Source organism: Comamonas sp. 7D-2, assembly GCF_022749555.1.
Lineage (GTDB): Bacteria > Pseudomonadota > Gammaproteobacteria > Burkholderiales > Burkholderiaceae_C > Comamonas > Comamonas thiooxydans.
The window spans coordinates 3,437,125-3,451,597 of the sequence record NZ_CP094238.1; the positions used below are offsets into that span (position 1 = coordinate 3,437,125).

Here is a 14,473-nt window from a genome sequence, read left to right on the forward strand (position 1 = left end):
CATGCGCATGGTCAATGCGTGCTGTTTGCGGTTGTGCTGTAATGTCCAACGGACGAAACAGGGGTGTCCCGCAGGCAAGCAGCCTGTGCGGACTGAGAAACACCCTGGGGCTGCGCCAGCCACGGGCTGCGCACCAGAGCACCATCCGTGCCCTGTGCCCCCTGCACCCGATCCAGGTCATGCTGGCGTGGGGAGTTTCACAAGCCGCAAGGCATGCCGCGTTTTGTCCTGCACATGGCCCTGTTCCTGTGTCCGGATGGAAAACGATTTGCACATGTCATTGCTACAAGCTTCTTCAAAGATCGCAATTCTCGGCGGCGGCCTCATGGGCCGTCTGCTGGCTCTGGCCCTGGCCCAGCGCGGTCATGCCATCGACCTCTATGACGCCCATGGCCCGCAAGGCGATGGTGCTGCGGCGCGCGTGGCGGCTGCTATGCTGGCGCCGCTGGCCGAGTCGGCCATTACCGAGCCCGGCGTGGTGCGCATGGGCCAGCATGGGCTCAAGCGCTGGCCCGAGCTGATAGCTCAGCTCGAGCAGCATGTGTTTCTGCAGCAAAACGGCACGCTGATTCTCTGGCACCGCCAGGATCAGGGCGATGCGGCACGCTTTTTCGGCCTGCTGGAGAAAAACCGGCGCATCAACCCCAGCCTGCCGGCCATGCAGGAGAAGACCGGCGCGGCGCTGCAGGACTGCGAGCCCGCGCTGCAGGGACGCTTCAACCAGGCCGTCTATCTGCCCGGCGAAGGCCAGCTCGACAACCGCCAGCTGCTGACGGCGCTGGTCGACAAGCTCAGCGCCCTGGGCGTGCAGCTGCACTGGGACAGCCCGCGCGAGGTCGGCGACTTCCGTCCCGGCGCGGCCGGCCAGCCCGACTTCGTGTTCGACTGCCGCGGCCTGGGTGCCCGCAGCCAGTGGAAGCAACTGCGCGGCATTCGCGGCGAGGTGGTGCGCATTCACGCGCCCGAAGTCACGCTGCAGCGCCCCACACGCCTGATCCATCCACGCTACCCCATCTATATCGCGCCCAAGGAAGATCATCTGTTCGTGATTGGCGCGACCGAGATCGAATCCGACGATATGTCGCCGGCCAGCGTGCGCTCCACGCTGGAGCTGCTGAGTGCGGCCTATACCGTGCACTCGGGCTTTGCCGAAGGCCGGATTGTGGAGATCGCCACCCAGTGCCGCCCCACCCTGCCCGATAATCTGCCCGCCGTGCGCCTGCTGACGCCGCGCGTCATGGAAGTCAACGGCCTCTACCGCCACGGCTTCATGATCTCGCCCGCCATGCTCGACGTGGTGCTGGAGCTGCTGGACCACAACGACTCGCCGCTGGCGCGCGAGTTCGATGTCGCCGTGCATCGCGGCTGAGCCGCGAGCCCGAACTTTGGCGCACAGCACTTGCACCCCCTGCGCACGCAAGCGCCGCCGTGCAGAGGTTTAACTTAGCACCCGCTTTATTTTCCGTTTCATGCCATGAAGATCACCCTCAATCAGCAAGCCACCGAGCTGCAAGCCCATGCCACCGTGGCCGATGCGCTGGCGCAGATGCAGGCCAAGCCCCCGTTTGCCGTGGCGGTCAACACGGTGTTTGTGCCCAAGACGCAGTACGCCGACCATGCGCTCAACGAGGGCGACAGGATGGAAGTCATCTCTCCCGTCACCGGCGGCTAGAAATGAATCCCCCTGAGTCGCTTCGCGCCTTCCCCCAGGGGACGACACCCTCGCGGCGAGACGGCTCTTGCTCGGTGTCACTGACTTGGCACATGCCTGTTTGAGGCTCACTGGGCTTCACACGCATTGCGGTACAAAGACAAGAGATATAGATAGATCATGAATACAAAAACCACCGACGACACCCTGGTTCTCTACGGCCAACGTTTTGAAAGCCGCTTGCTGCTGGGCACCTCGCGCTATCCCTCGCCGGCGATTCTCGAAGCGGCTGTGGAGCGTTCCAGGCCCGCCATGGTCACGGCCTCGCTGCGCCGCCAGGGCAGCAATGCGGCCGAGACCGGCGCCAGCTTCTGGGAACTGCTGCGCAAGCTCAATGTGCCCGTGCTGCCCAACACGGCAGGCTGCATGACCATCCAGGAAGCCGTGACCACGGCCCAGATGGCGCGTGAAGTCTTCGACACACCCTGGATCAAGCTGGAGCTGATCGGCGACGACTACACGCTGCAGCCCGACACACTCAATCTGGTGGAAGCCGCCTCCATCCTCATCAAGGACGGCTTCCAGGTCCTGCCCTACACCACCTACGACCTGGTGCTGTGCCAGAAGCTCGTCGACGTGGGCTGCCAAGCCGTCATGCCCTGGGCCGCACCCATAGGCACCGGCCGCGGCCCCATCAACCCCTATGCCATGCAGATGCTGCGCGAGCGCCTGAAGGTGCCGCTGATCGTCGATGCCGGCCTGGGCCGTCCCTCGCATGCCTGCACCGTGATGGAATGGGGTTATGACGCCGTGCTGCTGAACACCGCCGTGGCCCTGTCCGAAGATCCCGTGGCCATGGCCGGCGCCTTCTCCGATGCCGTCAATGCCGGTCACGCCGCCTGGCGCGCAGGCGCCATGGCCGAGCAGAACGCCGCCCAGCCCAGCACACCCGTGCTGGGCACCCCTTTCTGGCATCAGGAATAAAGGCCGTCCCATGGACTCCGCTGAAATCAAGGCCCTGGCGCAAGCCATCATCCACCAGCACAGCGCCAACTTTGGCGCCCGGTTGCACCACGATGCCAACTCGGTCGAGCTGACGCCCCAGCCCGTGCCGCCCGCGCTGCGCCAGGACCCGGCCTATCTGGCTGCGCTTGAGGCCTGCAGCGAGCTGGGCTTTATTGCCGTGGATGCTGAGACTCTGGCCCAGGCCTGGCAGCGCCAGAGCGAGCGCACCGACCAGTTCGATGTCACCCACTGGCCCGACGACCCACGCGACTTCGGTCTCGGCAAGGCCGACCCGGCCCTGGCCTTTGCCCATTGTCCGCGCGAGCTGGGCCTGTATGGCGTGCTGCCCACGGCCGAATGGGTGGGCCGCATGGCCCGCGCGGGTCTGCCCACGGTGCAGCTGCGTTTCAAGTCCGGCGACAGGGCCGCCGTTGCACAAGAGGTCAAGGCCGCTGTTGATGCCGTCAAGGGCACGCAGGCACGCCTGTTCATCAACGACCACTGGCAGGCCGCGCTGGACGCAGGCGCCTACGGCATCCATGTGGGCCAGGAAGATCTGGACGTGATCGGCCAGCGCGATCTGGAGACCATCCGTAGCTCGGGCACACGCCTGGGCGTCTCCACCCATGGCTACGCCGAGATGGTGCGCGCCCATGCGGTCCAGCCCAGCTATATCGCCCTGGGCGCGGTCTTTCCCACCACGCTCAAGAAGATGGCGACAGCCCCGCAAGGACTGGCGCGGCTGGCGGCCTATGTGCGGCTGATGCAGCAATACCCGCTGGTGGCGATTGGCGGCATTTCCGAGGACCTGTTCCCCGCCGTGCGCGCCACGGGCGTGGGCTCGGTGGCCGTGGTGCGCGCCCTGGTCAACGCCCCCGATCCGGAAGCTGCGGCCAAGCATCTGCTGGCGCGCATGCAAGCTGCTGCGTGAATCCACGCACTACTAATTCAATAGCTTGGAGCGCTTGAAAGATAAGAGCTACCAGCTATTTTCACTTAAAGCCACAGATCCATCGCGCCTGAAAAGCTCGGCGCATGAAATACCGCAGATGACAAGACTGAATGCCCGCAGCCCGCGGGCATTTTTGTTTTCCGTCGCGCCGCAGCCCGCATGACTGCTGGGTTTTCTTGATCGGCGCAAGCCCTCTTCGCGTTAGAAGCGGACACACAGGTGACAACCCTGAGTCCCGCAGTTGCGGCACAGCCGGTCCCACACGCGACAATGGGGCGGTTACCAGTCACGCATAAGACAGAACATGGACGAGCCAATTCTTAGTATGGAAGAACGTGAGGCGATCAACTCTGGTCGCTGGTTTTCATCCCTTTCGCCCTCTTTGCGGCACGACATTCTTCGATGCGCTTACGTCAAACGATACAAAGATGGCATGCTCATCTGCGCTCGCGGCGAACCGCCCGAGGAGTGGATTGCCTGTGCACGTGGAGCGGTGCGGGTCAGCTCCACCTCCATCACGGGCAAGCAGATCACGCTGACCTATGTGGAGCCGGGCATCTGGTTCGGGGATGTGGCGATTCTGGATGGCGACAAGCGCACGCACGACGCCTATGCCCATGGCGAGACCACGCTGCTGTGCGTATCCAAGGCGGATTTCAAGCGCATTCTGGCAGAGCATGTGGAGTTTTCCGAAGCGATCTTGCGCCTCAATGCACGCCGAGTACGTCAGCTCTACGGCCTGGTGGAAGACCTCAACACCTTGCCACTGCGCGCGCGCCTGGCCAAGCAGCTGTTGCACCTGACGCGCAGCTATGGCGTGATGAGCCTGTCGGACAGCAACGAGATCCGCATCGGCCTGCATCTGGCGCAGGAGGAGCTGGCGCAGTTGCTGGGCGCCTCGCGCCAGCGCGTGAACCAGGAACTCAAATCCATGGAGCGCGAGGAAGTCATTCGCATCGAACCGGGTGGCCTCATCGTGCGCGACCGGGTGACGCTGCTGCGTATTGCAGACACCGACCACTGATTCACCCCCTGAGCGGCTTTGCCGCTTCCCCCTCTCTCGCTTCGCCGCGCTTGCGGGAGGGGGACGATGCCATCGCCGCGAGGCGGCTCTTGCTCGGCATCCCTGGCTGGGATCGCGCCAGTTTTCACCTTCGTTTCTCTCTTGCCGCGTTCTGCGGCAACTCTCCCCCCTTTCACGCATTCGCTCGCTGCGCCTTCGGCGCGGCGTGGCGGGCTGCGCCTTGCCCATCACAAATCGAACAAAGGACTGAGACAGCATGAGCACTTATGAGCATTTCGTCGGCACCCGCGCGGTTTCCGATCAGCATGCGTTTGATACCAATGCCATGACCGACTGGATGAGCCGGCATGTCCAGGGCTTTGAGGGCCCGCTGCAGGTGGAAATGTTCAAGGGCGGCCAGTCCAACCCCACCTACAAGCTGATCACGCCCGGCAAAAGCTATGTGATGCGCGCCAAGCCCGGTCCCGTGGCCAAGCTGCTGCCTTCGGCCCATGCGATCGAGCGCGAATACCGCGTGATGAAGGGCCTGGCCGGCACCGATGTGCCCGTGCCGCATATGTATGCGCTATGCGAGGATGAATCCGTCATCGGCCGCGCCTTCTACATCATGGAGTTCATGGAGGGTCGCGTGCTCTGGGACCAGTCCCTGCCCGGCATGACGCCTGCGCAACGCGCCGAGATCTACGACGAGATGAACCGCGTGATCGCAGCCCTGCACAGCGTGAAGTTTGCCGAGCGCGGCCTGGCAGACTACGGCAAGAGCGGCAATTACTTCGAGCGCCAGATCGGTCGCTGGAGCAAGCAGTATGTGGCCTCCGTCACCCAGCCGATCCCCGAGATGGACCGGCTGATGGAGTGGCTGCCCGCCCATATGCCGGCCAGTGCGCGCGACGAAGGCCGCGTCTCCATCGTGCATGGCGACTACCGCCTGGACAACCTGATGTTCCACCCCACCGAGCCGCGCGTGATTGCCGTGCTGGACTGGGAGCTGTCCACGCTGGGGCATCCGCTGGCCGACTTCAGCTACCACTGCATGAGCTGGCATATACCGGCCGAGCTGGGCCGCGGCATCGCGGGGCTGGACATCGCAGGCCTGGGCATCCCTGCCGAGCACGATTACATCCAGCGCTACTGCCAGCGCACCGGCATTGCCGATGTGGCCACGCTGCAGCGCGACTGGAACTTCTACCTGGCCTACAACATGTTCCGCATCGCGGCCATCCTGCAAGGCATTGCCAAACGTGTCGAGGCCGGCACGGCCTCCAGCGCCCAGGCCAAGGCCTCGGGCGACACCGCCCGCCCCATGGCGGAGCTGGCCTGGTCCTTCGCTCAGCGCGCCTGACTTTTTATCCACCACCACGCAACTTGACCGTCCCACAACAAAAGGAGCACTCATGGACTTCGACTACTCGCCCAAAACCAAGGACTTGCAGCAACGCCTGCTCAAGTTCATGGACGAACACATCTACCCGGCGGAAAAGGAGTATGCCGAGGAGATGCAGGCCAACACGGCCGCCGGCAAGCGCTGGACGCCGCTGCAAACCATTGAAAAGCTCAAGCCCAAGGCCCAGGCCGCGGGTCTGTGGAATCTGTTTCTGCCCGTGGACAGCGCCGAAGCCTCGGGCTACCACGGCGCGGGCCTGACCAATCAGGAATACGCTCCACTGGCCGAAATCATGGGCCGTGTGCCATGGGCTTCCGAAGTCTTCAACTGCTCCGCGCCGGACACCGGCAATATGGAGACCATTGCCCGCTACGGCAGTGCCGAGCTCAAGGAGCGCTGGCTCAAGCCCTTGCTGGAAGGCAAGATCCGCTCGGCCTTCGCCATGACAGAGCCCGAAGTCGCCTCCTCCGACGCCACCAATATCTGCACGCGCATCGAGCGCCAGGGCGACGAATACGTGATCAACGGCCACAAGTGGTGGATCTCGGGTGCCGGCGATCCTCGCTGCCAGGTCTTCATCACCATGGGTAAGACCGACCCAGAAGCGGCCAAGCATTCGCAGCAGAGCATGATCATCATCCCGGCCGATGCCAAGGGTATCCGCATCGAGCGCCCGCTGAACGTGATGGGCTATGACGATGCGCCCCACGGTCATATGGAGATGTATTTCGAGAACGTGCGCGTTCCCGTCGGCAATATTCTGCTGGGCGAAGGGCGCGGCTTCGAGATCGCCCAGGGCCGCCTTGGCCCGGGCCGCATTCACCACTGCATGCGACTGATCGGCCTGGCCGAGCGTGCGCTGGAACTGATGTGCAAGCGCGCCAGCAGCCGCGTGGCCTTCGGCAAGAGCGTGGCCCAGCAGACCGTGACGCAGGAGCGCATTGCCGAAGCGCGCTGCAAGATCGACATGGCGCGCCTGCTCACGCTCAAGGCCGCCTGGCTGATGGATGTGGCCGGCAACAAGGTGGCAAGGACCGAGATCGCCATGATCAAGGTCGTCGCACCCAGCATGGCCTGCCAGGTCATAGACTGGGCCATGCAGGTCCACGGCGGCGGCGGCATGTGCGACGACTTCCCGCTGGCCTATGCCTATGCCGCAGCACGCACACTGCGCTTTGCCGACGGCCCCGACGAGGTGCACCGCAACGCGATCGCCAAATGGGAGCTGGGCAAATACGGCAGCTACGGCAAGAACGCCGAAGTGCCCATCACGCGCGGCGGCTGATGCGAGGCGGCAGGAGCGGATCACGCCGCTCCTGCTCCCCGGAAACAAAAACACCCCGTCAGCCACGGCTGCGGGGTGTTTTTGTTTCGAAGGCAGGCTTGTTACTCGCTATCAACAAAGAAGCTTATACCGTCTTATATCAAAGGACTTCAGATACAAAACATATTGAAATTCAATGAATACATACGATAAAAGCTTCTTAATCAATAGCAACATAGCTAGCGGCACCAGGCCCGGCACCGCACGCCCGTACCGGGCCTAGAAGCTCTCCCACTCGCCATCGTCTGCCGTTGCTGCCTTTTGCGGCTGGGGCGCTGCTGCGCTTTTCGCGGGGCTCAGGACCGGCGGCTTGCTCCCCGCCGACATCGCCGGGCGCTTGAGCGCAGGCGACGGTGCCTTGAGCGGGGCCGCAGCCTTGATCGCAGCCCTGGCAGGCGCGGACTTGAGCGCCGCAGGCGCCAGGGCTGGCGTGGCTTGCAGACCGGACTGGGCGCCGAGCTTGAAGAAGCTCACCGTCTCGGCCAGCGCGGCGGCCTGGCTGCGCAGCGCGTCGGTCGCGGCTGCGGCCTCCTCCACCAGGGCAGCGTTCTGCTGGGTCATCTGATCCATCTGCGTCACAGCCTGGGTGACCTGCTCGATGCCCGAGGTCTGCTGGTGGCTGGCCACCGAGATCTCGCCCATGATGTCGGTGACACGGCGCACGCTCATCACGATCTCATCCATGGTCCTGCCGGCCTCGTCGACCTGGGTGCTGCCTTCCTGCACCTTGCTCACGGAGTCGTCGATCAGCTGCTTGATCTGCTTGGCCGCCTCGGCCGAGCGCTGGGCCAGGGTGCGCACTTCGGAGGCCACCACGGCAAAGCCACGGCCCTGGTCACCCGCACGGGCCGCTTCCACCGCCGCGTTCAGCGCCAGGATATTGGTCTGGAAGGCAATGGAGTCGATCACGCCGATGATGTCCACGATCTTGCGCGAGGACTCGTTGATGGCCGACATGGTCTGCACCACCTGGGCCACGGTGGCACCGCCGCGCACGGCCACCTGCGATGCGGCAGACGCCATCTGATTGGCCTGCTGGGCATTGCCGGCGTTCTGCTGCACGGTGGCGGTCAGCTCTTCCATCGAGGCCGCCGTCTGCTCCAGCGAGCTGGCCTGCTCTTCGGTGCGCGAGGACAGATCCTGGTTGCCGCTGGCAATCTGGCTGCTGGCCGAGGCAATCGAGTCCGTGCCCTGGCGCACCTGACCCACGATACGCTGCAGGCTTGTATTCATGTCCTTGAGCGCCTGCAGCAGCTGGCCCACTTCATCGCGGCTTTGCACAGTGATGCTGGCGCTCAGATCGCCCGCAGCCACGGACTGGGCCAGCTGAACGGCCGACTGCAAAGGACGCGAGATGGAGCGTGCGATCAGCACCGCCAGCGCCACGCCGATGACGATGGAGCCCAGCAGCAGCGCCATCACCCACCAGCGGGCAGCTGCATACAGGTCGTCGCCGGCCTGATTGGTTTCCTCGGTCGCCTGATGGTTGATCTCGCTGAGAGCATCCAGACGTGTATTGATGCCGCGGCTGATCTTGAGCGACTCGCCGCGCAAGATTTCGCTGGCCTCATCGTTGAGCAGCTGATGCGACAGATCCACCACCTTGGCCGTCTGCACGGCATAGGCCTTGAGCTCCTCGCCGATTTCGGCCAGCAGGGCTCGCTCCTTGTCGGTTCTCACGTACTTGGCATACGACTGCTGGTTCTGGACCAGCTCGTCCCAGAGCTTGGGCATGCTCTTGTCATAGACCGCCATTTCCTCGGACGACTGCGCCATCACATGCTGCATGGTCTGCGAGCGATAGCGCTGAAGCTGATAACGCATGTCCTGCAGGTTGCGGGCCGCCGGCAGCCACTGGCGCGCCAGATCGGTGGCCGTGGCATTGACACGCTCCATCTGGACCAGGCCGTACAGGCCCGATACCGCACTGATCAGCAGGATCAGCACAAAAGACACCAGCAGCTTGTTGGCCAGCTTGAGGTTGCGAAAGAAGTTCATGGGGGAATTGGGCGCCTGGGCGACCTGCAAGGTCTGGCACCTGCGAGATGGGGAATAGGGGAAACTGCCTGAAAAGCGCGTACACACTGCGCGTGCCTGCGAATTCTATTCAGTATTTGTTACTTCGAGTAACGGCATCCATGAATAAAACCGATGGTGGTATCAGGGGCATAGCGGGGCTCAAAAAGACACCCCGATGAAGCACTCAAAACCCCTGTCGAAGGCCATTGCATCCTTACAGCCGTCCGGCATGAGAAAATCAGCCCTTATTTATCAGCAAGAACAACGGATTCACCATGGAAGCAGAACGCGTCAACTCTATCGGCAACACCCTCCAAGATCTGGCCGAGCGCACGGCAGATCTCCGGAGGTATCTTTGACTACGATGCCAAGTACGAACGCCTGCGCACGGTAAACGCCTCGCTGGAAGACCCTGCCGTCTGGAACGACCCCAAGAAGGCACAGGAACTGGGCAAGGAAAAGAAGTCGCTCGACTCCGTCGTGCTGACCCTGGAGAAGCTCACCACCGAGCTGGCCGACAATTCCGAGCTGTTCGAGATGAGCAAGGAAGAAGGCGATGATGCCGGCCTTGAAACCATCGAAGCCGAAACCGCCAAGCTCAAGCCGCTGATCGAGGAACTCGAGTTCCGCCGCATGTTCGGTGGCGAAGCCGATCCGCTCAACTGCTTCATCGACATCCAGGCCGGCGCCGGCGGCACCGAAGCCTGCGACTGGGCCAGCATGCTGCTGCGCCAGTACCTGAAGTACGCCGAACGCAAGGGTTTCAAGGCCACGGTCGAAGAAGAGACTCCGGGCGACGTAGCCGGCATCAAGAGTGCCACCATCAAGGTCGAAGGCGAGTATGCCTACGGCCTGCTGCGCACCGAAACCGGCGTGCACCGTCTGGTGCGCAAGTCGCCCTTCGACAGCTCGGGCGGCCGTCACACCAGCTTTTCCTCGCTGTTCGTCTACCCCGAGATCGATGACTCCATCGAGATCAACATCAATCCGTCGGATGTGCGCACCGACACCTACCGCGCCTCGGGCGCCGGCGGTCAGCACATCAACAAGACCGATTCGGCCGTGCGCCTGACCCACATCCCCACGGGCATCGTGGTGCAGTGCCAGGACGGCCGCTCGCAGCACAGCAACCGTGACGTGGCATGGCAGCGCCTGCGCTCCAGGCTGTACGACTTCGAGATGCGCAAGCGCATGGAAGAGCAGCAAAAGCTCGAGGACACCAAGACCGATGTGGGCTGGGGTCACCAGATCCGCTCCTATGTGCTGGACAACAGCCGCATCAAGGACTTGCGCACCAACGTTGAAGTCTCGGCCACCCAGAAGGTGCTGGACGGCGACCTGGATGTGTTTATCGAAGCCTCGCTCAAGCAAGGCCTCTGATCCTAGAAAGGAATCGATATGCTGCAACTGCGTGACGGGCAAGCCCCGGCCACCGCGATTTACCGTGCCGACTACGAGGCCCCGGCCTGGTGGATCGACACGGTGGACCTGACTTTTGACCTGGACCCGGCCAAGACGCGCGTGCTCAGCAAGATGCGCGTACGCCGCAACCCCGAAGTGCCGGCACAGGCACTGCGCCTGGACGGCGACGAGCTGAATCTGGCGCGGGTGATGGTCAACGGCGGTGGTACCTCCTTCAAGATGGATGGCGACCAGCTGGTGCTGGAGAACCTGCCCGAGGGCAACGAGCCCGTGGAGCTGGAGATCTTCACCACCTGCGCCCCCATCAAGAACACCAAGCTCATGGGCTTGTATGTGAGCGAGGACACGTTCTTCACGCAGTGCGAGGCAGAAGGTTTCCGCCGCATCACCTACTTCCTGGACCGCCCCGACGTGATGGCCATGTACACCGTCACGCTGCGCGCCAGCAAGGCCCAGTACCCGGTGCTGCTGTCCAACGGCAATCTGGTGGAGTCCGGCGACCTGGAGGACGGTCGCCACTTTGCCAAGTGGGTCGATCCGCATAAAAAGCCCAGCTATCTGTTTGCGCTGGTGGCCGGCAATCTGGTGGCCCGCGAGCAGAAGATCAAGAGCCGTGCCGGCCGCGATCACCTGCTGCAGGTCTATGTGCGCCCCGGCGACCTCGAAAAGACCGAGCACGCCATGAACTCCCTCATGCACTCCGTGGCATGGGACGAGGCGCGCTTTGGCCTGAGCCTGGATCTGGACCGCTTCATGATCGTCGCCACCAGCGACTTCAACATGGGCGCCATGGAGAACAAGGGCCTGAACATCTTCAACACCAAGTATGTTCTGGCCAGCCAGGCCACGGCCACCGACACCGATTACGCCAATATCGAATCCGTCGTCGGTCACGAATACTTCCATAACTGGACGGGTGACCGCGTCACCTGCCGCGACTGGTTCCAGCTGAGCCTCAAGGAAGGCCTGACGGTCTTCCGCGATCAGGAGTTCAGCATGGACATGGCGGGCACGGCCTCGGCACGTGCCGTCAAGCGCATCGACGATGTACGCGTGCTGCGCACCGTGCAGTTCCCCGAAGATGCAGGCCCCATGGCCCACCCCGTGCGCCCCGACAGCTATATCGAGATCAACAACTTCTACACGGTCACGATCTACGAAAAAGGTGCGGAAGTCGTGCGCATGCAGCACAACCTGGTCGGCCGCGAAGGCTTTGCCAGGGGCATGAAGCTGTACTTCGAGCGCCATGACGGCCAGGCCGTGACCTGCGACGACTTCTCGCAGGCCATCGCCGACGCCAACCCCGGCTCTCCCCTGGCCCAGCATCTGCAGCAGTTCCGCCGCTGGTACAGCCAGGCCGGCACGCCCGTGCTCAAGGCCGTGGGCCAGTATGATGCAGACGCCCGGACCTATACGCTGACGCTGTCGCAAAGCTGTGCGCCCACCGTGGGTCAGGCCGAGAAACTGCCGTTCGTCATTCCCGTGCAAATGGGTCTGCTCACGGCCAGCGGCCAGCCCATCGCCCTGCAATTGCCAGGCGAAGATGCGGCCCAGGCAGTCGCCAGCCGCATGCTGGTGCTGACCGAAGCCGAACAGCGCTTTGTCTTCAGCAATGTGAGCGAAGCCCCCGTGCCCTCGCTGCTGCGCAGCTTCAGTGCCCCCGTGGTGCTGGAACATGAATTCAGCGATGCCGATCTGCTGACCCTGCTGGCCCATGACAGCGACCCGTTCAACCAATGGGAAGCCAGCCAGCGCCTGGGCCTGCGCTATGCCCTCAAGGCCATCGCGGCCAGCGGCGACGCCAGTGCCGAGATCCTGCCTGAAGCCTTTATCGAAGCCATGCGCCGCGTGCTGCGCGACGACAAGCTGGACGCGGCGTTCAAGGACCTGGTGCTCACGCTGCCGTCCGAGAGCTATATCGCCGAGCAACTGGCCGAAGTCGATCCCCAGCGCGTGCATGCCGTGCGCGAAGCCATGATCTTGCAGCTCGCGAGTGCCCTGCAGCCCGAGTGGGAAACCACCTGGGAGGCCAACCGCGACACCGGTGCCTACCGCCCCGACCATGTCAGCGCCGGTCGCCGTGCGCTGGCGGGCCGCGCCCTGTCCATGCTGTGCCTGCAGGCAGCCCGCACCGGCGACACGGTCTGGCCCGGCAAGGCCTACCAGCGCTGCAAGGATGCCGGCAATATGACGGACCGCATGGCGGCCCTCTCCGCCCTGGTTTACAGTGCTAGCCCGCTGGCCGAGCAGGCGCTGCAGCGCTTTCACGCGCTGTTCAAGCAGGATGCACTGGTCCTGGACAAATGGTTTGCCCTGCAAGGTGCAGCCAGCGATCGCGGCGGCGATGTGCTTCCGGCCGTCAAGGCGCTGATGAAGCATGCCGACTTCCAGATCAAGAACCCCAACCGCGCACGCAGCCTGATCTTCAGCTACTGCAACAATGCCGGCGCCTTCCACCGCGCCGATGCGGCGGGCTATGTGTTCTGGGCCGATCGCGTGATCGAGATCGACGGCATCAACCCCCAGGTGGCCTCCCGCCTGGCCCGGGTGATGGACCGCTGGAAGAAGCTGGCCGAGCCTTACCGCTCTGCGGCCCGCGAAGCCATCGCCCGTGTGGCTGCCAAGCCCGATCTGTCCAACGACGTGCGCGAGGTCATCACCCGCGCGCTGGCGGACTGATGGGTCTGAACATGCTTGCTCGACACGCGGCTCGGGGCATGAAGGCCCTTGCCGTCGCTGCGGCGAGCATGTCGCTGAGCACTCAGGCAGCAAAGCCTGATGCGGGATTCGAAGCCCGTTTTGCGCCCCTCTATGCAACTGTCTTCAGCGAAGGCGGCAGCTTCAGCGGGCGAGCCATGAGTGCCGATCTGCAGGCGCTGGAGCCGCTGTTGAAAAAGCCGGGGTTCGCTGCACGCGATATCTTCCGGCTCTACTACACACAGGCCAGCGTCTATGCGCGCCGCGGCATGCCCAAAGAGGCAGCCGAAGCAGCGCAGACGGCACTGACGGCTTTGTCCGGCACTCAGGACCCTGAGCTGTCATACGCTCATTTTTTCCTGCGCTACTCAAGCATCCGCTGGCTGGCAGATGCCGGGCATCACGCAGCGGCGCTCAAGCAGGTCAAAGCCTTTCAGGCTCAATACCCGCTGCCGCAGATTGCCGGGCTGCCCGCCGAAATGCGCTGGGACGAGAGCGTGAGGCCTGCACGGGCTCTGGATTTTCCGAGCCAGATGCAGATTCTCGGCGTCTATGAGGACGAAGGCTATCTGCTGCATGAACTGGGGCAGTTTCGCGCGGCCAGGCAAGCCAACGAGCGACTGCTTCCTGTCGCGCGTGAACGCCTCAAAGCCATGGGCAAGCTGCAGCAAATACGCGGTGTACTCACCAATATTGCGCAAAATTGCTATGAGCTGGGCGATCTGAAGCAGGCTGCCATCTATCTTCAGGAGCGTCTGCAGATTGCGCAGGCGGCGCAAGACCATGCCACCGTCTACGACAGCTATTTCCAGCTCATGGTCCTTGCCCATGAGCAAAAGCAAGAACCGCAGGCCCGCCAATGGCTGGCCCGCTATGAACAATACGCGCTGAACCAGAAAGACAGCAAGCAGCAAACCCGCGTCAAGGAGCTGCTGGTGGAACTGGAGCAGCGCACTGCGGGGCATCGTCCATGACAGCAGATGCCCTGCCCTGTT

11 protein-coding genes and 1 riboswitch are annotated in these 14,473 nt (G+C 63.4%); of the genes, 10 read left to right on the forward strand and 1 reads right to left on the reverse strand.

The genetic code is table 11. From position 1 onward, the window contains the following. The first annotated feature begins 49 nt into the window (after positions 1 to 49). Positions 50 to 211: riboswitch (TPP riboswitch) on the forward strand. Positions 212 to 274: 63 nt separating this feature from the next. The 7 genes from MPZ60_RS15895 (at position 275) to MPZ60_RS15925 (ending at position 7,301) form a co-directional block, all read left to right on the forward strand. Then, on the forward strand, positions 275 to 1,369 hold the full coding sequence (locus MPZ60_RS15895; RefSeq protein WP_080746032.1) for an FAD-dependent oxidoreductase: 1,095 nt from the start codon (positions 275 to 277) through the stop codon (positions 1,367 to 1,369). Positions 1,370 to 1,474: 105 nt separating this feature from the next. Beyond that, entirely contained in the window at positions 1,475 to 1,672 is a 198-nt protein-coding gene (gene thiS, locus MPZ60_RS15900) for a sulfur carrier protein ThiS (RefSeq protein ID WP_003061260.1), read from the forward strand. A gap of 159 nt (positions 1,673 to 1,831) precedes the next feature. Next, positions 1,832 to 2,635, forward strand: a complete 804-nt coding sequence (locus MPZ60_RS15905; protein WP_003061258.1) for a thiazole synthase — start codon at positions 1,832 to 1,834, stop codon at positions 2,633 to 2,635. Between the two features lie 10 nt (positions 2,636 to 2,645). Then, positions 2,646 to 3,587 carry a thiamine phosphate synthase gene (locus MPZ60_RS15910; RefSeq protein ID WP_034358527.1) on the forward strand — a complete coding sequence of 314 codons (942 nt, stop codon included), beginning with the start codon at positions 2,646 to 2,648 and terminating at the stop codon, positions 3,585 to 3,587. A 325-nt stretch (positions 3,588 to 3,912) separates the two neighbouring features. Next, positions 3,913 to 4,632 (forward strand): Crp/Fnr family transcriptional regulator, encoded by a 720-nt coding sequence (locus tag MPZ60_RS15915; protein ID WP_034349335.1) that lies wholly within the window; start codon positions 3,913 to 3,915, stop codon positions 4,630 to 4,632. 256 nt (positions 4,633 to 4,888) lie between these two features. Next, positions 4,889 to 5,974 carry a phosphotransferase gene (locus MPZ60_RS15920; protein ID WP_034358529.1) on the forward strand — a complete coding sequence of 362 codons (1,086 nt, stop codon included), beginning with the start codon at positions 4,889 to 4,891 and terminating at the stop codon, positions 5,972 to 5,974. 52 nt (positions 5,975 to 6,026) lie between these two features. Continuing rightward, positions 6,027 to 7,301: an acyl-CoA dehydrogenase family protein gene (locus tag MPZ60_RS15925; protein WP_034358531.1), complete on the forward strand. Its 1,275-nt coding sequence runs from the start codon at positions 6,027 to 6,029 to the stop codon at positions 7,299 to 7,301. A 258-nt stretch (positions 7,302 to 7,559) separates the two neighbouring features. Here MPZ60_RS15925 and MPZ60_RS15930 read toward each other — a convergent pair whose 3' ends face one another. Then, positions 7,560 to 9,338, reverse strand: coding sequence for a methyl-accepting chemotaxis protein (locus tag MPZ60_RS15930; RefSeq protein ID WP_034358533.1), 1,779 nt, complete (start codon positions 9,336 to 9,338; stop codon positions 7,560 to 7,562). A gap of 296 nt (positions 9,339 to 9,634) precedes the next feature. Here MPZ60_RS15930 and prfB point away from each other — a divergent pair. The 3 genes from prfB to MPZ60_RS15945 all read left to right on the forward strand — a co-directional run bounded on the left by prfB (position 9,635) and on the right by MPZ60_RS15945 (position 14,452). Beyond that, positions 9,635 to 10,739, forward strand: a protein-coding gene (prfB, locus tag MPZ60_RS15935; protein WP_100086375.1) for a peptide chain release factor 2 whose coding sequence is annotated in 2 segments (ribosomal slippage) — positions 9,635 to 9,715 and positions 9,717 to 10,739 — 1,104 coding nt in all. Because the reading frame shifts where the segments join, the coding sequence is not laid out codon by codon here. An 18-nt stretch (positions 10,740 to 10,757) separates the two neighbouring features. Next, positions 10,758 to 13,460, forward strand: a complete 2,703-nt coding sequence (pepN, locus tag MPZ60_RS15940) for an aminopeptidase N (protein ID WP_034358536.1) — start codon at positions 10,758 to 10,760, stop codon at positions 13,458 to 13,460. 11 nt (positions 13,461 to 13,471) lie between these two features. Beyond that, positions 13,472 to 14,452: a hypothetical protein gene (locus MPZ60_RS15945; protein WP_242607052.1), complete on the forward strand. Its 981-nt coding sequence runs from the start codon at positions 13,472 to 13,474 to the stop codon at positions 14,450 to 14,452. The last annotated feature ends 21 nt before the right edge of the window (positions 14,453 to 14,473 follow it).

Coding starts and splice junctions, on each gene's coding strand:
- thiS (WP_003061260.1), top strand. CDS start 1,475: ATGAAGATCACCCTCAATCAGCAAGCCACCGAGCTGCAAGCCCATGCC.
- pepN (WP_034358536.1), top strand. CDS start 10,758: ATGCTGCAACTGCGTGACGGGCAAGCCCCGGCCACCGCGATTTACCGT.
- MPZ60_RS15925 (WP_034358531.1), top strand. CDS start 6,027: ATGGACTTCGACTACTCGCCCAAAACCAAGGACTTGCAGCAACGCCTG.
- MPZ60_RS15930 (WP_034358533.1), bottom strand. CDS start 9,338: ATGAACTTCTTTCGCAACCTCAAGCTGGCCAACAAGCTGCTGGTGTCT.
- MPZ60_RS15905 (WP_003061258.1), top strand. CDS start 1,832: ATGAATACAAAAACCACCGACGACACCCTGGTTCTCTACGGCCAACGT.
- MPZ60_RS15915 (WP_034349335.1), top strand. CDS start 3,913: ATGGACGAGCCAATTCTTAGTATGGAAGAACGTGAGGCGATCAACTCT.
- MPZ60_RS15920 (WP_034358529.1), top strand. CDS start 4,889: ATGAGCACTTATGAGCATTTCGTCGGCACCCGCGCGGTTTCCGATCAG.
- MPZ60_RS15895 (WP_080746032.1), top strand. CDS start 275: ATGTCATTGCTACAAGCTTCTTCAAAGATCGCAATTCTCGGCGGCGGC.
- MPZ60_RS15945 (WP_242607052.1), top strand. CDS start 13,472: ATGCTTGCTCGACACGCGGCTCGGGGCATGAAGGCCCTTGCCGTCGCT.
- MPZ60_RS15910 (WP_034358527.1), top strand. CDS start 2,646: ATGGACTCCGCTGAAATCAAGGCCCTGGCGCAAGCCATCATCCACCAG.